Genomic DNA, 20852 nt, shown 5'->3' on the forward strand with positions numbered 1-20852 from the left:
GTCCTGGTCGGCAGCGACTTCGTGCTGCGCCGTACCGCGTACGGCCGCAAGGTCTTCGCGCTCGGCGGCAGCGTCGAGGCCTCCCGCCGTGCCGGTATCAACGTCACCGCGGTCCGTGTCTCGGTCTTCGCCATCGCGGGCCTGTTCGCCTCGGTCGGCGGTCTCTTCTGGGCCTCCAAGATCGCGGCCGCCAACCAGAGCGCCGGCTCCGGTGACCTGCTGATGAACGTCATCGCAGCGGCCGTCATCGGCGGCACCAGCCTCTTCGGTGGCCGGGGCCGCACCTGGAACGCGCTGCTCGGTGTACTCGTGATCACGTCGATCCAGTACGGCCTCGCCCTGCAGGGCATCGCCACCCCGATCCAGTACATGATCACCGGTGGTGTGCTTCTCGCCACGGTCGTCATCGACTCGGTCACCCGCAAGACGCAGAAGTCGGCCGGACGCGCCTGAGCGCCGCCCGTACCAGGACCGTGCCCGGCACCGACGACGGTGCCGGGCACGGCCGTGTCTGACAGTCCTTTCGGTGGGTACCGCCGTTCGCGTGACATGCGACCCCCATCCCGGACACCGGGCGCTCGAACGGAACATTAGACTCGACGAGCCCGGCAACAGCTCGATCAGCTCTACGCAAGGAGGCACGGGTGCCGCTGCTGACCCGCATCAGGGGACCGCGCGATCTGGACCGGCTCAGCCTGGAGGAGCTGGACCAGCTTGCGCAGGAGATCCGGACCTTCCTCGTCACCGAGGTCTCCAAGACCGGCGGCCACCTCGGCCCCAACCTGGGTGTGGTGGAGCTGACCATCGCCCTGCACCGCGTCTTCCAGTCGCCGAAGGACAAGGTGCTGTGGGACACGGGCCACCAGTCCTACGTGCACAAGCTGCTCACCGGCCGCCAGGACTTCTCCAAGCTGAAGATGAAGGGCGGCCTGTCCGGCTACCCCTCGCAGGCCGAGTCCGAGCACGACGTCATCGAGAACAGCCACGCCTCGACCGTGCTGGGCTGGGCCGACGGCATCGCCAAGGCCAACCAGCTCCTTGAGCGGGACAGCCACGTCGCCGCGGTCATCGGTGACGGCGCACTGACCGGCGGCATGGCCTGGGAGGCGCTGAACAACATCGCCGACGCCAAGGACCGCCCGCTCGTCATCGTCGTCAACGACAACGAGCGCTCCTACGCCCCGACCATCGGCGGCCTCGCCAACCACCTGGCGACCCTGCGCACCACCGACGGCTACGAGCGCTTCCTGGCCCGCACCCGTGAGGTGCTCGAGCGCACCCCGGTCGTCGGCAGACCGCTGTACGAGACCCTGCACGGCGCCAAGAAGGGCCTGAAGGACTTCATCGCCCCGCAGGGCATGTTCGAGGACCTGGGCCTGAAGTACGTGGGCCCCATCGACGGCCACGACATCGAGGCCCTGGAGTCGGCGCTGGCCCGCGCCAAGCGGTTCGGCGGTCCCGTCATCGTGCACTGCCTCACCGAGAAGGGCCGCGGCTACCAGCCCGCCCTCCAGGACGAGGCCGACCGCTTCCACGCCGTGGGGAAGATCCACCCCGACACCGGGCTGCCGATCGCCACCTCCGGCGCCGACTGGACCTCCGTCTTCGGTGACGAGATGGTCAGGCTCGGCAAGGAGCGGAAGGACATCGTCGCCATCACCGCGGCCATGCTCCAGCCGGTCGGCCTGGACAAGTTCGCCAAGGCCTTCCCGGACCGCGTCTACGACGTCGGCATCGCCGAGCAGCACGGCGCAGTCTCCGCGGCCGGTCTCGCCCACGCCGGGGTGCACCCTGTCTTCGCCGTCTACGCCACCTTCCTCAACCGCGCCTTCGACCAGGTCCTGATGGACGTGGCCCTGCACAAGTGCGGGGTCACCTTCGTCCTGGACCGGGCCGGTGTCACCGGCACCGACGGCGCCTCCCACAACGGCATGTGGGACATGTCGATCCTTCAGGTCGTCCCGGGGCTGCGGCTGGCCGCCCCGCGCGACGCCGACCAGGTCCGCGCCCAGCTCCGCGAGGCCGTCGAGGTCGAGGACGCGCCGACCGTGGTCCGCTTCTCCAAGGGCGCCGTCGGTCCCGCCGTACCCGCGGTGGGCCGCGTCGGCGGCATGGACGTGCTGCGCGAGCCCGGCACCGAGACCCCGGACGTCCTGCTCGTCTCCGTAGGCGCCCTGGCCCCGATGTGTCTCGAGGTGGCCACGCTCCTCGACAAGCAGGGCATCACCACCACCGTCGTCGACCCGCGCTGGGTCAAGCCCGTCGACGATGCCATGGCGCCGCTCGCCGCGCGGCACCGCGTGGTCGTCACCGTCGAGGACAACTCCCGTGTCGGCGGTGTCGGCTCGGCGATCGCCCAGGCCCTGCGGGACGCGGGCGTCGACGTGCCGCTGCGCGACTTCGGCATTCCGCCGCGCTTCCTCGACCACGCCTCCCGCAATGAGGTGCTGGTGGAGATCGGGCTGACCGCGCCGGACATCGCCCGTCAGGTCACGGGCCTGGTCTCCAAGCTGGACGGCCGGTTCGAGCGGCCGGAGGCCGAGACGGGGGTCGACGCGGCGGTGCAGTCCGCGCGCGACTGACCACCGGGACCTCCCCGACGCGGTACGGGCCGGTCGCTCCCCCTCTTACGGGTGGCGCGACCGGCCCGTCTGCGTGAACCTGCGAGTGCCGGGGCATACGCATCCCCAGCTCTCTCGATCATGCCGAGCAGTGGCGAGCCGGGTCGAGGACGACAAGCAGGGGAGGTCACGCCGTGAGCAGCACGCTCTTTCGGACCAAGAACGTCGAGCAGTCGATCCAGGACACCGAGGAACCCGAGCACGCGCTCAGAAAATCCCTGTCCGCCCTCGATCTGACGGTCTTCGGCGTCGGCGTCATCATCGGCACCGGCATCTTCGTCCTCACCGGCACGGCGGCCAGGAACACCGCCGGCCCCGCCGTCTCCCTGTCCTTCGTCGTCGCCGGTGTGGTCTGCGCGCTCGCCGCGCTGTGCTACGCGGAGTTCGCCTCCACGGTGCCGGTGGCCGGCTCCGCCTACACCTTCTCCTACGCCTCGCTCGGCGAGTTCCCCGCCTGGATCATCGGCTGGGACCTGGTCCTCGAACTCGCGCTCGGCACGGCGGTGGTCGCCGTCGGATGGTCCGGCTACATCCACTCGCTGCTCGACAACGCGGGCTGGCACCTGCCCGAATACCTCAGCGGGCGTGACACGGCGTCCGGCTTCGGCTTCGACATCCTCGCCGCCCTTCTGGTCCTGGTCATCACCGTCATCCTCGTACTCGGCATGAAGCTCTCCGCGCGGGTCACCTCGGTCGTCGTGGCCATCAAGGTGGCCGTCGTGCTCGTGGTGATCATCGCGGGCGCCTTCTTCATCAAGGGCGGCAACTACCACCCGTTCATCCCGAGTCCGCAGCCGGTGCCCGCGGGCGGCAACCTCAAGGCACCCCTCATCCAGCTGATGTTCGGCTGGGCGCCCTCGAACTTCGGTGTGATGGGCATCTTCACGGCGGCGTCCGTCGTCTTCTTCGCCTTCATCGGCTTCGACGTGGTCGCCACGGCGGCCGAGGAGACCCGCAATCCGCAGCGCGACGTGCCGCGCGGCATCCTCGGCTCGCTGATCATCTGCACCGTGCTGTACGTCGCCGTGTCGATCGTCGTCACCGGGATGCAGAAGTACAGCGCGCTGTCCGTCGACGCGCCGCTCGCCGACGCCTTCAAGTCCACCGGGCATCCGTGGTACTCGGGCCTGATCAGCTTCGGCGCGGCCATCGGCCTGACCACCGTGTGCATGATCCTGCTCCTGGGCCAGGCGCGGGTCTTCTTCGCGATGAGCCGGGACGGACTGCTGCCCCGCTTCTTCTCGCACACCCACCCGCGGTTCCGCACCCCGTACCGGCCGACCATCCTGCTCGGCGTGATCATCGCCGTCGTCGCGGGGTTCACCAGCCTGAGCGAACTGGCCGAACTCGTGAACATCGGCACCCTGTTCGCGTTCATCGTCGTCGCGATCAGCGTGATCATCCTGCGCAACACCCGGCCCGACCTGCCCCGCGCCTTCCGCACCCCCTGGGTCCCGGTGATCCCGGCCCTCTCCGTCTGCGCCTGCCTCTGGCTGATGGTCAACCTCCCCGCCGAGACCTGGCTCCGCTTCGCCATCTGGATGGTCGTCGGCTTCGTCGTGTACTTCCTCTACGGCCGCAAACACAGCAGGCTCGCCGAACGCCAGGCACAGGAGCGCCGCACGGCGGGCGGCGGCACCTCCTAGGGTCTTTCGCTGCCGGACGGGCCCGGGTTCCTCGTCGACGAGGAACCCGGGCCCGTTTTCTGTGGGCGCGAGAACAACCGGAGTTCGTCTTCCCGACAACCGTTGACTATGGACATCCCTGTACCTACGATCTCGCTTGTCCATGGTTGTCCATACACAAAGCGGTGCGCCCATGAAGATCGCGGTTGTCGGAAGTTATGGAGCCGGCCTCACCATGCGGGTCCCCAAGGCCCCCGCCGCCGGTGAGACCGTCTCGGGCGGGGTGTTCGATCCCGGCCCCGGCGGCAAGGGCAGCAACCAGGCCATCGCCGCCGCCCGGCTGGGGGCCGAGGTCTCGCTGCTGACCGCCGTGGGCGACGACGACTTCGGCCGCTCCGCACGTGAGTTGTGGCAGCGCGAAGGGGTCGGCGCCGAGCATGTGCTGACCGCCGGGGCCCCCACGATGGTCGGCTTCATCCTGGTCGAACCGTCCGGGGAGAACCGCATCGCCATCGCACCGGGCGCCCTGGACGAACTGGACGCCGCTGCCGTCGAACCCTTCCGCGCCGAGATCGCCTCCGCCGACATCCTGGTCGTGTCGATGGAGATCCCCGAGGAGGCCGTGGCCGCCGCGCTCCGCCTGGGCCGTGAGACCGGTACGCGGACCCTGCTGAACCCCGCCCCCGCCCGTCCGCTTCCCGACGAGTGCTGGCCGCTCATCGACGTGATCACGCCGAACCAGACGGAGGCGCCCGTCCTCCTCGGCCTCGGTGAGGGGCACGGGCTCAGCGACGAGGAACTGGTCCACGCCCTGCGGGAACGCACCGGGGGCGCCGCCGTCCTCACCCGGGGTGGCGAGGGCGCCCTGATCGCCCAGGCCTCCGGGGTGACCGCGGTGCCACCGCACCCGGCCGGGACGGTCGTCGACACCACGGGCGCCGGCGACTCCTTCACCGCCGCCCTCGCCGTCGCCCTCGCCGAAGGGCAGCCCCTCGACCGCGCGGCCCGGTTCGCCGCCGCTGCGGGCGCCCACACCGTGACGATCGCGGGCGTCGTCCCCGCCCTGCCCACCCGAGACCAGCTGAACGCCCGGATTGGAAGAACCCCGTGACCTCGACGACCTCGAAACCCCCGACCGCCGCGGCGCCGTCGGCCACCGGATCGGCACGACAGGCCCCGCTCGCGTTGCGCAGGCTGCTGCACGCACGCGAGGCCGGCGTCTTCGCCGCGCTCGTCCTGCTCTTCCTGCTGGGCACCGTGCTCTCGCCGACCTTCGCCCAGTCCGACAACCTGCTCTCGGTGGGGCAGCAGATCGCGCAGATCGGCATCATGGCCGTCGGTGCGACCTTCGTGATCCTCAACGGCGAGATCGACCTCTCGGTCGGCTCGACCTATGCCCTGTCCGCGATCTCCACCGGCCTGCTCATCTCGGACGGCTGGAGCTGGCCCGCGGCCATGCTCGTCGGACTGGCCGTGGGCGCCCTGGCCGGACTGCTCAACGGGCTGGCGGTGGTGGTCCTCGGCGTGCCGTCCTTCATCGTCACCCTCGGCACGCTCAGCGTCTTCCGCGGTATCGCCCTGCTCATCTCCGACGGGGCCCCGATCTCCCTGAGTTCCTCCCGGCCAGGGGTCGCGGAGTTCAACCTCCTCGGCCAGGGACGGCTCTTCGGGGTGGTCCCGATGCAGTTCGTCTTCTTCGCCGCCGTCGCCGCCCTCGGCGTGGTGCTGCTGTCCCGCTCCCGCTTCGGCTTCAACACCTACGCGGTCGGCGGCAACCAGGAGGCCGCCCGCCTCGTCGGCGTCAACGTCAAGCGGGTCAAGCTCACCGCGTTCGTCCTGTCCGGTTTCACCGCCGGCCTCGCCGGCGTACTCGGCCTGTCCTTCCTCTCCTATGTGCAGGGCGTGACCGGCCAGGGGCTGGAACTCACCGTCATCTCCGCCGTCATCATCGGCGGCGCTGCCCTCTTCGGCGGCTCCGGGACCATGTGGGGCACCGTCATCGGCGTCGCCTTCATCGGCCTGCTCCAGAACATCCTGAACATCAAGGGCATCTCCTCCTTCTGGCAGACCGTGGTCACCGGTCTCGTCATCGTCGCCGCCGTCGCGGCCGACACCTGGCAGCGCAAGCGCAAGACCCGCGCCTGACCGCCGCCCGCTTCCCACCTCACGCAGACGCAGACCCACGGACACGACAAGGGAGTCACGATGTCCCCGCGCACCCTCCTCAGATCCCTCGTCGCCGCGACGGCCGCCGCCGCGGCTCTCAGCCTCACCGCGTGCGGCGCCGTCACCGCCGGCGACTCAGCCGGCTCGAGCGACGGCTCCTTCAAGCTCGCCCCGTACATCCAGCAGCGGGTCGACGACCACAAGCCGATGCGCATCAAGCTGAGCTACCACGACCCGTCCCTCGCCTTCGCGACGCCGATCAGCTCGGGCATGAAACGGGCCGGCAAGGAACTCGGGGCCGACGTCTCCCTCATAGGCCCCACCGGCGGCGACGCCGCCAAGCAGGTCTCCGAGATCCAGACGCTCATCCAGCAGAAGGCCGTGGACGGGCTCGCCGTCTCCTCCGCCTCCAGCGACGCGCTGAAGCCGGTCATCAGCCAGGCCTACAAGGCGGGCATCCCGATCATCTCGTTCAACACCGACAACCCCGACTCCCAGCAGATGGGCTTCGTCGGCCAGGACCTCAAGGCCTCCGGCAAGGCCGAGGCCGAACAACTGCTCAAGGACCTCAAGGGCACCGGCAAGGGCAAGTCCGTCGTCGTCTTCTCCGTGGACACCGGCGCCGGCTGGTCGCACGACCGGTTCAACGGCTTCAAGGAGGGCCTCGTCGACAGCGATCTGAAGGTCGTCGGACCGGTGAACGTCGGCAACGAGCCCAACGCCGCCTACAACACCGTCGAGTCCACCATGTCCGGCCAGTCCGGTGTCGTGGCCGTCGCCGGGCTCGACTGCTGCTCGACCACGGCCGCCGCCAAGTGGGTGGCCCAGTCCGGACGAGCCGACGCCATCACCATGGGCGGCTTCGACCTGCTCACCCAGACCGCCGAATACATTGACCGCGGGGTCCTGGACTTCACCATCAGCCAGAACCCGTCCGAGCAGGGCTACCAGGCGGTCAAGGTGCTGTACGACTTCCTCACCAAGGGCACCGAGATCGCCGGTGTGGACACCGGCGCGCAGTTCATCACCCGCAAGAACCTCGACGCCGCGACGGTGGAGGACTGATGAGCGCCGCCTCACGCGACGCCGCCACGGGCGGCTCGGCGCCTCCCGGCGGCCCGCCCGCCGCCGTCCCGGCTGTCCGGATCCGCGGTCTGTCCCGCAACTTCGGTCCGGTCCGTGCCCTCGGCGACGTCTCCTTCGACGTCCCGGCCGGCGAGGTCACCGCCCTGCTGGGGGAGAACGGGGCCGGCAAGTCGACCCTGCTCAAGATCCTGGCCGGCCTCCAGCCGCCCAGCGACGGTGGTGTCACCGTCTTCGGCGAGGAGGTCACGTCCTTCGACCCGAGCACCATGCTCGGCCGGCACGGCGTCGCGATCGTCCCCCAGGAGCTGTCGCTGCTGCCCGACCGCAGCGTGGCGGAGAACGTGCTGAGCGGGGTCGAGCCGGGCAACCGCTGGTTCCCCTCCCGGCGCCGCATGCTGGAGCGCACCACCGAGCTCCTCGCCGAACTCGACCTCAGCCTGGACCCGAACGCCTCTGTACGGACCCTGGACCTGGCCACCCAGCAGCTCATCGTGGTCGCCCGGTCCATCGCCCGGGGCTGCCGCGTGCTGATCCTGGACGAACCGACGGCCATGCTCACCCCGGCCGAGGCCGACCGGCTGTTCGCCCTGATGGACAAGCTCAAGGCGGCCGGGACGACCATGCTCTACGTCTCCCACCGCATGCCCGAGGTCTTCCGCCTGGCCGACCACATCCAGGTCCTGCGCGACGGCACCCACGTCGCGTCCTGGCGGAGTGCGGACACCACCCCCGACCAGGCGGTCGCCGCCATGGTCGGCCGTGAACTGGGCCAGTTCACCCGCCGAGCGGAGCGGAGTGCCGAGTCCTCCGGCGAACCCATGCTGAAGATACGGGAGTTGAGTGGGCGTCGGCACCATGGCGTCTCCTTCGACCTGCGCCCCGGCGAGATCCTGGGCGTGGCCGGACTGCCGGACTCCGGCCGGGTGGAGATGCTGCACAACCTCTTCGGCGGGGACCGGGGGACCGGCGGCACCGTGGAACTGCTGGGCAAGCCCTACGAACGGCGCGACCCGATCGCCAGCGTCGAACGCCGGCTCGCGTTCGTGCCCGGCGAGCGCCGCGCCCAGGGGCTGCTGACCACCATGAGCGTCGGCGAGAACATCGGCGCGCTCACCACGAGGACCTTCAGCCGGTTCGGGCTCGTCCGCCGACGTGCCTTCGACACGAGCGCCGCCGACCAGGCGAAACGGCTGAGAGTCAAGACCGCCACCATGAACCAGCCCATCACCAGCCTGTCCGGCGGCAACCAGCAGAAGGCCGTTCTCGGACGCTGGCTGGCGATCAACCCCGATGTGCTGATCCTCGACGAGCCCACCCGCGGTGTGGACATCGGGGCGAAGGCCGAGATCTACGAGCAGTTGTTCGCGCTCGCCCAGAAGGGCCTGGCGATCCTCTGCTCCTCCTCCGACCTGCCCGAACTGCTGACCCTGACCGACCGGATCGCCGTGATGAGCGAGGGCCGGCTGGTGGAAATCGTCGACACCGCGGAGGCGACCGAGGAATCCATCATGGCCCTCGCGACCGGAGCGATGCCGGCGGCGGCCTGAAAACGCACGGTCCGACCTGCAAGAACCCACCGAAAGGAACCCACCGTGAAACGCTCCGGCATCCTCAACGCCGAACTGAGCGGGGCCCTGGCCACGCTCGGCCACACCGACCTGCTGCTGGTCGTGGACGCCGGCTTCCCCATCCCGCGGGACGCGCACCGCGTCGATCTCGCCCTCGCCGAGAACCTGCCGGACCTGCGGACGGTGCTCGGGCTGATCGCCGACGAACTGGTCGTCGAGGGCGTGGTCCGGGCCGAGGACGTCCCCACCCACAACCCCCGGCTGGACGCGTGGCTGCGCGAACGCTTCTCGGACGCCGAGTTCACCACCCGTCCACACGCGGAGGTCCTCGGCGAACTGGCCCGGCAGGCCAAGGTCGTCGTACGCACCGGGGCCTTCGAACCCTGGGGCAACATCGGCCTGTTCTGCGGCGTCGACGTCCCCAGGTGGTTCGGCGGCGAGGGCGTCGTCGTCCCGGACCACTACGCGTCCAGGCTCTGAGCCGCCGCCGGCCTGTACACCGCCCACCGGCCGGTACGCCGCCACGGCTCGTACGCGGCCGCCGGACCCCGCGTCCCGGCTCCTGTTTTCCTGCGACGGCCCGTCCGTCGAAAGCACCCGGCGGCCGATTCGCCTGGTGCCCCACCGCCCTCCACACAGGGAGATCACTCCGTGTCCACCACGACCGCCATCGCAGCCGAACTCGACCTCACCCCGGCCGAGTTGGCTCCCTACATCCAGCACACCAAGATCGATCCGGACGCGACCCGCGACGACATGGTCGCCCACGCCCAGGAGGCGGTCACCCACGGTTTCAACGCCGCGATGGTTCCCGCGTCCTGGCTGCCCGTCGTGGCGGCCGAACTGCGCGGCACCGGGGTCGGAGTGGCCTCCGCCCTGGACTTCCCGACCGTCGGCGTCATGACCAGCGCGGGCAAGGCCGCCGAGGCCGCGGAGATAGCCCGGCTCGGCGCGACCCAGCTCGACATCGGCGTCCAGATCGGCTGGCTCAAGAGCGGCCGCTACGACGACTTCCGCGAGGACATCGCGGGCGTGGTCCGGGCCTCGGGCCTGCCCGTCAAGGTCATGCTGGAACTGCCGCTGCTCACCGACGACGAGAAGGAGGCCGCCGTCGAGCTCGCCATGGAGGCGGGCGCCGCCTTCCTGAAGAACGCCAGCAGCGGACAGATCGAGACTGCGAATCCGACGAGCGTTCGCTACCTTGTTGACCGGGCGCGGAACGGGGTTCAGGTGAAGGCGTCCGGGTCCATCAAGACCTACCGGCAGGGCCTGGAACTCCTGCGCGCGGGTGCCTCCCTGCTCGGGACCAGCGCCGGCCTGGCGATCGTGGCCGACACCGGTGACGAGTCGACCGTCAGCTACTGACCGGCCACTGCCGCCGCACCCCGCCCGCATCTCGCGGCCGGGGTGCGGCTCCCCATTCTCCGGAGCGACGCCCGTCCTCCGGTGAGACCGGAGAAGGAGATGCGACAACTGTGACGGCCGACAAAGGGGGGCTTCCGGGCATCAAGCGTGACGTCCCCACGGCGATCCACGTCCAGATCTCGGAGCACATCCGACTGCGTATCGCCAGCGGCGAGTGGCCGGCGCACTACCGCCTCAAGAGCGAGCCCGAACTGGCTCAGGAGTTCGGTGTCAGCCGCGGCACCCTGCGGCGCGCCCTGACCACGCTCATCGAGGAGGGCCTGCTCCGGCAGGTGCGCGGGCGCGGCACGTTCGTCACCTCGACGACGATCGAACCGGCCATCGCCCAGAAGCTGAGCACCCTGTCCGAGGACTTCGCCAGCCAGGGCGTGGTCACCACCACGTCGGTGCGGGAGTGCTCGCTGATCGTTCCGCCCCGGCCCATCGCGGCCCTGCTCGACGTCGCTCCCGGCACACGCGTGCTGCGCCTGGTGCGGGTGCGCAGCACCCGCGAAGGCCCGGTCGCGCTGCTGTTCAACTTCGTGCGCACGGACGTCGCGCCCGGCATCGAAGAGGTGGACTTCACCGCCTCCAGCCTCTTCGGGGTCCTGGAGGGCACGTACGGACTGAAGATCGCCACGGCCCGCCGGACCTTCAGCGCGGAGGCCGCCACCGCCGATGTCGCCGACGCCCTGTCACTGCCCGAGGGCGCGCCCGTGCAGTATCTCCAGCAGGTCACCTACCTCGCCGACGACCGGCCGGTGGAGTACTCGGATGTGTGGATCCACAGCGGCCGGCTGCGGGTCACCTCGCTGCTGCTGCGCAGATGAGGACGGTGCCGGGGCGTTCTCCGGGTACCCCGAGGGGCGGTGGGCGCTCTCCTGCTCGGTAATGTGCGGGAGGTACGGGGCGGACGGGTCACCCCGTCGGCAGCGGGTCGGAGAGGGAGTACGTGACGACCACCCTGATCGCCGAGGTGGCGCTGGTCACCGCGCTGGCGTCGTTCGCGCAGGCGCTGAGCGGCTTCGGGTTCGCGCTGGTGGCGGTGCCGCTGCTGACCCTGCTCACCACCCCTCAGAACGCCGTCGTCGTGGTCACCGCGCTGGGCGGGGTGCTCTCTCTGGCGGTCTGCGTCCACCAGAGGGAACACGTCAGTGTGCGCACCGCGGGCCTCGTGAGCGGAGCGGGACTGGTGGGCATGCCGCTCGGGCTGCTCGCGGTGACGGTGCTGGGCGCCCGCTCGCTGTCCGTCCTCATCGCGTGTGTGGTGCTGGTGTTCGCCGTCCTGATCGGCCGGGGCCTGACCTTCCGGCGCGGCACCGGGCCCACCGCCGCCGCGGGTGTCGCCAGCGGGGCGCTGCTGACCGCGACCGGCATGAACGGGCCGCCGCTGGTCGCCGCCTTCCAGGCCATGGGCCTGACGCCCCGCGAGTTCCGGGCCACGCTCCAGGCCACGTTCTGCGTCCAGGACGCCCTGGCACTCGCCGGGTTCCTCGCCGTCGGCCGGCTGACCGGGGACAGCCTGCTGCTGACCGCCGCCGGGCTCCCCGGTCTGCTGGTGGGCTGGTGGCTCGGCGACCGTCTCTTCACCCGCACGGACCCCGCGCGCTTCAAGAAGATCGTCCTCGGGGTACTGGTCGCCAGCGCCTGCGCCGCGCTGTACCAGGCCACGCTGGGCTGACCCGGTCTCCGAGCCCTGTCCGGTCCCGCGCTCAACGCTCCTGACCGGAGGCGTCCTGGTCGCAGGGACCGTACACCGCGCGCGGGCCCACGGTGGCGGCGCCCGTCGCGGTCACCCTGCGGCGCAGTTCGCGGTCGGCGGTGACGACCACGCGGGACCGGTCCGCCGTGACGGCGGCCAGCCGGGCGATGTGGTCGTCGCCGCTGCCGGACGCCTCCTCGACCCGTACGCCGGGCACGGACGGCACGCCCCGGGCGGCGCCCTCAAGGACCAGGACGATCTCCAGCGGACCGGGCACGCCGGGAACGCCCTCCTCGACGTACCCGGCGAGCCGGTCGCGCAGGCGTTCGGCGGCGGCCCGCCGGTCGCGCCACCATCCGTCCGGGACGGAGCCGACGACGTTGGCCCCGTCGACGATCAGCAGGGTCGGCATCCTGGTTCGGTCCTTCCGGTCGGGATCAGACGCGGTACCAGTGTCGGTGACGTCGCGCGCCCGCGGGCTTCCCGCCCGACCCGTCCCGCCCGACCTGGCCCGCCCGGCGGACGCCAGCCCGTGGACGAGCGTGACCCGCTGGGCGGATCAACCGCCCGTCGCGGGGGACTTCCTGGCGGACTCCGGGATGGTGGAGTCGGTGCGGAGCGCCTCCCACAGTTCGGTCGCCTGGGGCTCCGCGGCCACCACGCGGTTGGGGTCGATCTTGTCGTACTTCACCGGCAGCATGATCGTCTCCATGCTGGACGGGTCGACCCCGTTCAGGCTGCGCCCGAACTCCGCCAGCTTGGTGAGGGAGGCGAGCTCGGAGTCGGTGGTGAGGGCCGCGGTGAGGCTGTCGGCGATCTTGTACGTCTTGGTGGGGCTGCCCAGGAGGTCCTGCTTCTTGATCTCGCTCAGCAGGTCCAGCATGAACTGCTGCTGGAGGCTGATGCGTCCGAGGTCGCTGCCGTCGCCGATGCCGTGCCGGGTGCGGACGAACTGCAGGGACCGGGTGCCGTCCAGACGGTGGGTACCGGCGGTCAGGTCCAGGCCGCTGGACTTGTCGTGGATGTCCTGGTCCACGGTGACGGTGACCCCGCCTATCGCGTCCACCAGCCCCTGGAAGCCGGAGAAGTCGATCTCCATGTAGTGGTCCACGCGGGTGCCGGACATCTGCTCCACGGTCTTCACCACACAGGCCGGACCGACCTGTCCGTAGATGGAGTTGAACATCACGCGCTTCGCCGACGCCACCGCCGTGCCGTCGGACTTCGTGCACTCGGGCCGGGTCACCAGGGTGTCGCGGGGAATGCTGATGGCGACGGCCTGGGTGCGGCCCTCGGGTATGTGCATCATCAGCGCGGTGTCGGAGCGGGCGCCGGAGACGTTGCCGGTGTTCAGCGCGGCGTTGGCGCCGGCGCGGGAGTCGGAGCCGAGGATCAGGACGTTCTGCCCGGACGTGGGCAGCCTCTCGGGCCGGTCGTCGCCGATGGCCTGGTCGATGTCGACGCCCTTGATGTTGTTGTCCAGGCCGCTGTACAGCCAGTACACGGTTCCCGCCCCGGCCGCGACCAGCACGGCCAGTGAGAGCAGGATCCACCGGCCGGTGCGGCGCCGGCGACGGGGAGTTCCCTCCTGCTCGGGGCGGTGCGGGCCGCGGGGGCTCTCGGCGGCTGGTTTTGTCATCGCGCGCTGTCCTCGTCTCCTCATGCCCGGGCAGGGAGCGCTCGGGCTATCGGACAGACCCGTGACCCATGGGGGGCGTTGTACGGCAGTGGCATACATCACGTGCTGTGCGTACGGGAGTTGAAGTGACCGCCAACCGCGGCCGCGGCGCCGTGTTCCCTCCGCCGCGGAACGACGCGTGGTGGTTGGTGGAGTACCGGTGATTCTTCGACTGGTCGGCGCCGGTGTGGTCGCGGGTGGGCCTGGTGGGTCTTGGCGTTTCTGGCTCCATATCCCGGTGCGGCGCTCCGTACCGTCCGGCAGCTGACGGGCGACGGCCCGGCCCGACGAGCTGCCTTCCCGCTCGACGTACTGAACTGCCTGGACCGAGCCGTCCGCCGCCGGCCAGCGCCTCGGCGTAGCTGCGGGTCGTCCGGCCACAGGTCTCGCACGTTGTCCACCGCAGTGGGTGTGCCTGGTGCCACCGATGTAGTGAATTTGCCGGGACTCCCCTGCCGTAGCGCCTGGCGTGTGTCCCCGGGTGTTCCGGTGTCCCCGTTGATCGTTTGCGCAGCTCCGCGGCGCCCTCGCTCTGGAGCGGGCAGCTCCGCCCGGGGAAACGAGGCCGCAGCACACGGCACGGACGGAACGAGAAGGGTCCTGGGCGGAGCCCAAGATGGGGTGTGGCGGCAGCGAGGCCGAGCAGTGGCTCCGTCGCCTGCCGAGAAGGCATTCCCCGTACACGAACTGCAGGAGGAACACGTGGGCAAGATGACCGAGGCCGAGGTCGAGGCTGTGTTCGCGAGGATCGACACGGACGGAAGCGGCGAGATCCGACTGCGTGAGTTGAGGGACTACGGCCTGGCCAACGACGGCACCCTCGACGGACTGAAGCTCGCCGACTTCGTCCGGGCAGCCGACACCGACGGCGACCGGCGGATCAGCCTCACCGAGTTCAAGTCGTACTTCGCCTGACCCGCGGCCCCAACACTCGGGGTCGGCGGGCGGCGCATCCACTCCGTATTCGGAGTGGGGAAAGATCCGTATGGTTGTTGGCGCTAAGAACGATCACGGTCCGACCGGTGCGAGCGTGCTGACCCGGTTCTCGTACTCGTGGCGGGCCTTGCGCTGGGCCGGAAAGCGGGGATGCCCTGGCCGCCGTCGAGCGGCTGGCAGCGGGCGAGGAGCCCATGGTGCGCGGCGGGGGCGGCAGTGACGCGCAGGGTATAACCCTGGCCGCGTCGTACGGTCACCCCCTGGTTGAGCGCGGCCCGCTCGGCGGGCTCCAGGTCGGCCGCGCGCAGGGAGTCGGCGACCTTGCCGGGCATGTCGAGGGTGACCGGCAGCTCCGGGGCGGGGGCACCCTCCTGCCCGATGGCGGTGTGGTCGGGTGGGAGGTCGGCGACGGCCGTGCGCATCGCGCCGCGGCTGGACCCCGTGGTCGCGGGCGAGGGCGGCGATCGAGCGGCCCTCCAGGTAGGCGGTGCTTACGGTTTCGGTCTTCGCGGCCGGGACGGCGGGGCGGCGCCCGCCTCTGCTGCCCTTGGCCTCGGCGGCGCGCAGTCCGTCGTCGGTGAGATCGCGCTGGAGTTCGCCATTTCGGGCGCTGGAGGGGGCGGAGTCGGCTGAAGGTGCCGCCATCCTCTTGGAAGACGACCGGGTCCTCGATCCCGGCCTCGTCGAGGACGAGGTTCTGCCGGGCGGTCGAATGCTGGTCGGTCGAGACTCGTCTGTAGACCAGGTTCGCCACCGAGGGGCCACGTCAAACCCTGTCAGCAATCACCATCGGATTCGATTGGATTCGCGCCGCCGTGAACCCCCGGATCGCACGATCGGATGCCTCACGCGTGGTCAGCATGGGTACGCCTGTTCTTAATTCAGGCACGTGCGCGAAAATAAAGGGCAGGCGGGAGTGGGTAGAGGGCGATGCGCGCATATGGTGGTTTGGATCCGTGACATCTTGGGGAGCGGTGACCCGGAAGTTCTCCACCCGGTTGGCCCGGCACGCCCCATAGGCCAATCGGACCATTCTCACCTATGGTCCGACGGGTGGGATCACCCAAGTCCGTTCACGTGGCCCGCTGCGGCCGGGTCTCCCTGTGTACCCGGCCGTCAAAGGAAGGGATTATGGAATGACTGTCGAAAAGAAGAAGCTCAAGGGTGCGGAGAATGTCCCGGATGGTTTCTGGGCCCTATTCGATGACGCCAACTTCAACCACGACGACGGCTGGGGCGAGTGCCTCATCGGCGACGAAAGCGTCCGCAGATTGGCGGATCACGGTTTCAATGACCGTGCCACCAGCGTGGTGAACAAGACGAAGCATGCTCTGTATTTGAGTCGGCATGGCGACACCGAAATTCTGCGGGCGAAGATCAAGGCGGAGGATTCCGCGAGCATGCGCGTCGAACCCGGGGAGCAGATCAGCAACCTCAAGGAGCCGGGACTCGTGGGGGCTATCAGCAACCTCAACGACGCAATCTCTGCCGTTATTCTCGACAAGCCCTAAAACGAGCAAAGGCGAGCGGCGAGGCCCTCACGGGTAGTCGAGGCGGTCACGGACGAGCTGATAGTTCCGCACGCCGGTCTGCAGGTTCACGGTACTGGTGCTCCTTCGTCGGCTGGTCCGGTCGGACACCGGGGCCGTTCTCCTCGTCTGGGGAACGGCCCCGGCGGCGGGCAGCATTGGCTGGACGCGAGCCCGCGCCGCCCGGGCGCCCGGTGACTTCACCTGCGAACGCCGCGGCCAGGAAGCCAGGCGCTACCGGCGCGGGATCTGCGGCCGATGCGGCATGCCGGCGAAGGGCTCAGGGACGGGCGACGGCGGGTCGCCGAGCCGGATCTGGACCTCGCCGTCCTCACGGAGGGCATCGTCAATGGTGAGCCGTGTGATCCGGGTGAGCGGCTGCGCGTAGAGGAGGACGAGCGCGGCGGCCACGCGGTCCTGGAGAGGCATGTCGTTGCGGTTGACGGCCTGCCGGAGGAGGGTAAGCCGCCTCCGCGACCTGGGCTTCCCCACCCGGCGAGGGACGCACCTCGGCGATCCGCCACCTCGTACTCCGGGCCCCCGCCCCCGTGGTCGCCCGCATGCTCGGCTACCACGACGGCACCACCGCCCAACTCGCCGCCGAGGCCGGCGGAACCTGGAAATGCTGTGCCCCCGGAGATCACGCATGGTGACCCGCGCTCAGCGACGGATGCGGGAGGCCGGTCGCGCACGACCTTCGTCGCCCGCAGATACGCTCCCACACGCGCTGCAGCCTCGGCGGCGTGGTCCGCGGTGGCTTCGTCGAGGCGGTCGCTTCTGGTCAGCAGGCGGTAGTAGAGGGGGGCGAAGACAGCACGGATTACCTCGTGGACATCGGTGCCCTCAGGCACCTTGACCCGGTCGATGGCTTGCTGGACGCAGGGTGCCCACTCCTTGGCGCGGATGTCGTAGAAGCGGTGCAGGGCCTCGACCGTCTTCGCCTCACAGGGGGCGGCGGCGATCGCGGCCTTGAACAGGGCTCCTTGCAGTGGGTCGGCCAAGGTGCCCTGCACGAGCCGGGCCCGCGGTACGCGTCCGCCCCTGCCGCTGCGATGAGCGACAGGGGCGGACGGCGGTGCGGGGCCGCTGCGGGCCGGGAGGCGTTACGCCGGGACGCTCGCCACCCCCGGCTCCAGGAACCGCCTGCCGTTCACGCGCTCCGACACGCCCTCGCGGTCCAGGTACGGCGTGATGCCGCCGAGGTGGAAGGGCCAGCCGGCGCCGGTGATCAGGCACAGGTCGATGTCCTGGGCCTCGGCCACGACGCCCTCGTCGAGCATGAGCCCGATCTCCTGCGCGACCGCGTCGAGCACCCGCGCCCGCACCTGCTCCTCCGTCAGGACGCTGTCGCCCTGCTGCAGAAGGGCGGCGACCTCCGGGTCCAGCTCGGGCCTGCCGCTGTCGTACACGTAGAAGCCGCGCTTGCCGGCCTCGACGACGGCCTTGAGGTTCGGGGAGACCGTGAAGCGGTCCGGGAAGGCCCGGTGGAGGGTCTCCGAGACGTGCAGGCCGATCGCCGGACCGACCAGTTCGAGCAGCACCAGCGGGGACATGGGCAGGCCGAGCGGCTCCACCGCACGCTCCGCCACGTCGACCGGGGTGCCCTCGTCGATGACGTTCTGGATCTCGCCCATGAAGCGGGTCAGGATGCGGTTCACGACGAACGCCGGGGCGTCCTTGACCAGGACCGCGGTCTTCTTCAGCTTCCTGGCCACCCCGAAGGCGGTCGCCAGCGAGGCATCGTCGGTCTTCTCGCCGCGGACGATCTCCAGCAGCGGCAGGATCGCGACCGGGTTGAAGAAGTGGAAGCCGACGACCCGCTCGGGGTGCTTCAGCTTCGACGCCATCTCCGTGACGGAGAGGGAGGAGGTGTTGGTGGCGAGGATCGCGTGCGGCGGGGCGACCGCCTCGACCTCGGCGAACACCTTCTGCTTGACGCCCATCTCCTCGAAGACCGCTTCGATGACGAAGTCGGCGTCCGCGAAGCCCTCCGCCTTGTCCAGGACACCGGTCACCAGCGCCTTGAGACGGTTGGCCTTGTCCTGGTTGACGCGGCCCTTGCCGAGCAGCTTGTCGATCTCGGCGTGCACGTAGCCCACGCCCTTGTCGACACGCTCCTGGTCGATGTCCGTGAGGACGACGGGCACTTCGAGGCGGCGCAGGAAGAGCAGGGCGAGCTGGGAGGCCATCAGGCCCGCGCCGACCACGCCCACCTTGGTCACCGGGCGCGCCAGGTTCTTGTCCGGGGCGCCGGCCGGGCGCTTGGCGCGCTTCTGCACCAGGTTGAACGCGTAGATGCCGGCGCGCAGTTCGCCGCTCATGATCAGGTCGGCGAGGGCCTCGTCCTCGGCGTCGAAGCCCTGCTGGAGGTCGCCGTTCCTCGCGGCGGCGATGATGTCCAGGGCGCGGTAGGCGGCGGGGGCCGCGCCGTGCACCTTGGAGTCGGCGATGAACCGGCCGCGCGCGACGGCCTGGTCCCAGGCCTCGCCCCGGTCGATCACCGGGCGCTCGACCTCGATCTCGCCCTTGAGGACCGCCGTCGTCCAGACCAGCGACTGCTCCAGGAAGTCCGCGCCCTCGAACAGCGCGTCGGCGATGCCGAGTTCGTAGACCTGCGCGCCCTTGAGCTGCTTGTTCTGGTTGAGGCTGTTCTCGATGACGACCGTGACGGCCCGGTCGGCGCCGATCAGGTTCGGCAGCAGCGTGCAGCCGCCCCAGCCCGGGACCAGTCCCAGGAACACCTCGGGGAGCGAGAACGCCGGGAGGGCCGCGGAGACCGTGCGGTAGGTGCAGTGCAGGCCGACCTCGACGCCGCCGCCCATCGCCGCGCCGTTGTAGTACGCGAAGGTGGGCACGGCCAGCGTGGACAGCCGCTTGAAGACCTCGTGGCCGCCCCTGCCGATGGCCAGCGCGTGCTCGCGCTCCTTGAGCAGCTCCACGCCCTTGAGGTCGGCGCCGACCGCGAAGATGAACGGCTTGCCGGTGATGCCGACGCCGACGATCTCGCCGTCCGCGGCCTCCTTCTCCACCTGGTCGATCGCCGCGTCCAGGTTCGCCAGCGAGGCCGGCCCGAAGGTGGTCGGCTTGGTGTGGTCCAGGCCGTTGTCCAGGGTGATGAGGGCGAAGCGGCCCGCTCCCCGGGGCAGGTCGAAGTGGCGTACGTGCGCCTGTGTGACGACCTCGCCCGGGAACAGCTCGGCCGCGCCCTTCAACAGCTCAGCGGTGGTGCTCACTTGTCGCCTCCGGAAGCGCTCTCGAAGTGTGGGTTCTCCCAGATGACCGTGGCGCCCATGCCGAAGCCGACGCACATGGTGGTCAGGCCGTAACGGACCTGCGGCTGCTGCTCGAACTGGCGGGCCAGCTGCGTCATCAGGCGGACGCCGGAGGAGGCGAGCGGGTGGCCGAAGGCGATCGCGCCGCCGTACTGGTTGACGCGCTCGTCGTCGTCCGCGATGCCGTAGTGGTCGAGGAAGGCCAGGACCTGCACGGCGAAGGCCTCGTTGATCTCGAACAGGCCGATGTCGGAGATCGACAGGCCCGCCTTGGCCAGGGCCTTCTCGGTGGCCGGGATCGGGCCGTAGCCCATGACCTCCGGCTCCACACCCGCGAAGGCGTAGGAGACCAGGCGCATCTTGACCGGCAGGCCGTGCTCGCGGGCGAACTCCTCGCTCGCGACGATCGAGGCGGTGGCGCCGTCGTTCAGACCGGCCGCGTTGCCCGCGGTGACCCGGCCGTGCACGCGGAACGGCGTCTTGAGGCCCGCCAGGTCCTCCAGGGTGGTGCCCGGGCGCATCGGCTCGTCCGCCGTGACCAGGCCCCAGCCGGTCTCGCCGCCCTCCGGGGTGGTCCGGCGCACGGAGATCGGGACCAGGTCGGCCTGGATGCTGCCGTCGGCGTACGCCTTGGCGGCCTTCTCCTGCGAGCGCACCGCGTATTCGTCGGCGCGCAGCTTGGTGATGTGCGGGAAGCGGTCGTGCAGGTTCTCCGCGGTCATGCCCATGAACAGGGCGGACTCGTCGACCAGCTTCTCGCTGACGAAGCGCGGGTTGGGGTCCACGCCCTCGCCCATCGGATGGCGGCCCATGTGCTCGACACCGCCCGCGATGGCGACGTCGTACGCGCCGAACGCGACGGAGCCGGCCACCGTGGTCACGGCGGTCAGCGCGCCCGCGCACATCCGGTCGATGGAGTAGCCGGGCACCGAGGCGGGCAGGCCGGCCAGGATGCCCGCGGTGCGGCCGATGGTCAGGCCCTGGTCGCCGATCTGCGTGGTCGCGGCGACGGCGACCTCGTCGACCTGCCGCGGGTCGAGACCGGGGTTGCGGCGCAGCAGCTCCCGGATCGCCTTGACGACGAGGTCGTCGGCGCGAGTCTCGTGGTAAATGCCCTTCGGGCCCGCCTTGCCGAACGGGGTGCGGACGCCGTCGACGAAGACGACGTCCCTGACGGTACGAGGCACGATGGCTCTCCTCCAGGGTGCGGAACGGCACTGCCGCGCAGCGCTGAGCGCGCGCTCACCCCCATGCTACTCATGAGT

Annotated in this window: 19 protein-coding genes and 1 pseudogene; 13 read left to right on the top strand and 7 right to left on the bottom strand. The window is 70.3% G+C overall.

The window, feature by feature from the left end:
• The 11 genes from CG719_RS36940 to CG719_RS33810 form a co-directional block, all read left to right on the top strand.
• Positions 1-453 (top strand): ABC transporter permease (locus CG719_RS36940; protein ID WP_234375893.1); only part of this gene is annotated, 453 nt, incomplete at its 5' end.
• Between the two features lie 191 nt (positions 454-644).
• Positions 645-2582 (top strand): 1-deoxy-D-xylulose-5-phosphate synthase, encoded by a 1938-nt coding sequence (gene dxs / locus CG719_RS33765; protein WP_100572524.1) that lies wholly within the window; start codon positions 645-647, stop codon positions 2580-2582.
• A gap of 173 nt (positions 2583-2755) precedes the next feature.
• Positions 2756-4267: an amino acid permease gene (locus CG719_RS33770; RefSeq protein ID WP_100572525.1), complete on the top strand. Its 1512-nt coding sequence runs from the start codon at positions 2756-2758 to the stop codon at positions 4265-4267.
• A gap of 172 nt (positions 4268-4439) precedes the next feature.
• Positions 4440-5357: a ribokinase gene (locus CG719_RS33775; protein WP_100572526.1), complete on the top strand. Its 918-nt coding sequence runs from the start codon at positions 4440-4442 to the stop codon at positions 5355-5357.
• Entirely contained in the window at positions 5354-6391 is a 1038-nt protein-coding gene (locus CG719_RS33780) for an ABC transporter permease (protein WP_100572527.1), read from the top strand. The genes CG719_RS33775 and CG719_RS33780 overlap by 4 nt, the downstream gene beginning before the upstream one ends.
• A gap of 60 nt (positions 6392-6451) precedes the next feature.
• Positions 6452-7477 (top strand): sugar ABC transporter substrate-binding protein, encoded by a 1026-nt coding sequence (locus tag CG719_RS33785; RefSeq protein ID WP_100572528.1) that lies wholly within the window; start codon positions 6452-6454, stop codon positions 7475-7477.
• Entirely contained in the window at positions 7477-9045 is a 1569-nt protein-coding gene (locus CG719_RS33790; RefSeq protein ID WP_100572529.1) for a sugar ABC transporter ATP-binding protein, read from the top strand. The genes CG719_RS33785 and CG719_RS33790 overlap by 1 nt, the downstream gene beginning before the upstream one ends.
• Before the next feature lie 45 nt (positions 9046-9090).
• On the top strand, positions 9091-9546 hold the full coding sequence (gene rbsD / locus CG719_RS33795; RefSeq protein WP_100572530.1) for a D-ribose pyranase: 456 nt from the start codon (positions 9091-9093) through the stop codon (positions 9544-9546).
• Positions 9547-9717: 171 nt separating this feature from the next.
• Complete coding sequence (deoC, locus tag CG719_RS33800) at positions 9718-10431, top strand: deoxyribose-phosphate aldolase (RefSeq protein WP_100572531.1); 714 nt, start codon at positions 9718-9720, stop codon at positions 10429-10431.
• Positions 10432-10541: 110 nt separating this feature from the next.
• The gene (locus CG719_RS33805; protein WP_100572532.1) at positions 10542-11300 is read left to right on the top strand and encodes a GntR family transcriptional regulator; all 759 of its coding nucleotides are present in this window, start codon (positions 10542-10544) and stop codon (positions 11298-11300) included.
• A gap of 122 nt (positions 11301-11422) precedes the next feature.
• On the top strand, positions 11423-12151 hold the full coding sequence (locus CG719_RS33810) for a sulfite exporter TauE/SafE family protein (protein ID WP_100572533.1): 729 nt from the start codon (positions 11423-11425) through the stop codon (positions 12149-12151).
• A 31-nt stretch (positions 12152-12182) separates the two neighbouring features.
• Here the strand turns inward: CG719_RS33810 and CG719_RS33815 are convergent, their stop codons facing one another.
• Positions 12183-12584: an NTP pyrophosphohydrolase gene (locus tag CG719_RS33815; RefSeq protein ID WP_100572534.1), complete on the bottom strand. Its 402-nt coding sequence runs from the start codon at positions 12582-12584 to the stop codon at positions 12183-12185.
• Between the two features lie 147 nt (positions 12585-12731).
• Positions 12732-13811 (bottom strand): LCP family protein, encoded by a 1080-nt coding sequence (locus CG719_RS33820; protein WP_100572535.1) that lies wholly within the window; start codon positions 13809-13811, stop codon positions 12732-12734.
• A 750-nt stretch (positions 13812-14561) separates the two neighbouring features.
• Between CG719_RS33820 and CG719_RS33825 the strand changes: the two genes are divergently transcribed.
• The gene (locus tag CG719_RS33825) at positions 14562-14765 is read left to right on the top strand and encodes an EF-hand domain-containing protein (protein WP_100572566.1); all 204 of its coding nucleotides are present in this window, start codon (positions 14562-14564) and stop codon (positions 14763-14765) included.
• A gap of 83 nt (positions 14766-14848) precedes the next feature.
• On the opposite strand, the gene CG719_RS36945 is transcribed toward CG719_RS33825, so the two are convergent.
• A complete protein-coding gene (locus CG719_RS36945; RefSeq protein WP_234375894.1) occupies positions 14849-15208 on the bottom strand; it encodes a resolvase in 360 nt (119 codons plus the stop codon).
• Positions 15209-15922: 714 nt separating this feature from the next.
• Here CG719_RS36945 and CG719_RS33835 point away from each other — a divergent pair.
• On the top strand, positions 15923-16297 hold the full coding sequence (locus CG719_RS33835; protein ID WP_100572536.1) for a hypothetical protein: 375 nt from the start codon (positions 15923-15925) through the stop codon (positions 16295-16297).
• 252 nt (positions 16298-16549) lie between these two features.
• Here the strand turns inward: CG719_RS33835 and CG719_RS33840 are convergent, their stop codons facing one another.
• The 4 genes and pseudogenes from CG719_RS33840 to CG719_RS33855 form a co-directional block, all read right to left on the bottom strand.
• Positions 16550-16744: a hypothetical protein gene (locus CG719_RS33840; protein ID WP_159025016.1), complete on the bottom strand. Its 195-nt coding sequence runs from the start codon at positions 16742-16744 to the stop codon at positions 16550-16552.
• A gap of 275 nt (positions 16745-17019) precedes the next feature.
• Positions 17020-17337, bottom strand: a pseudogene (locus CG719_RS33845) (TetR-like C-terminal domain-containing protein); the annotation flags it as partial.
• An 81-nt stretch (positions 17338-17418) separates the two neighbouring features.
• A complete protein-coding gene (locus CG719_RS33850; protein ID WP_100572538.1) occupies positions 17419-19548 on the bottom strand; it encodes a 3-hydroxyacyl-CoA dehydrogenase NAD-binding domain-containing protein in 2130 nt (709 codons plus the stop codon).
• Positions 19545-20774 (bottom strand): thiolase family protein, encoded by a 1230-nt coding sequence (locus CG719_RS33855; RefSeq protein ID WP_100572539.1) that lies wholly within the window; start codon positions 20772-20774, stop codon positions 19545-19547. The genes CG719_RS33850 and CG719_RS33855 overlap by 4 nt, the downstream gene beginning before the upstream one ends.
• Positions 20775-20852 lie beyond the last annotated feature (78 nt).

The organism is Streptomyces sp. CB01373 (assembly GCF_002803075.1).
Lineage (GTDB): Bacteria > Actinomycetota > Actinomycetes > Streptomycetales > Streptomycetaceae > Streptomyces.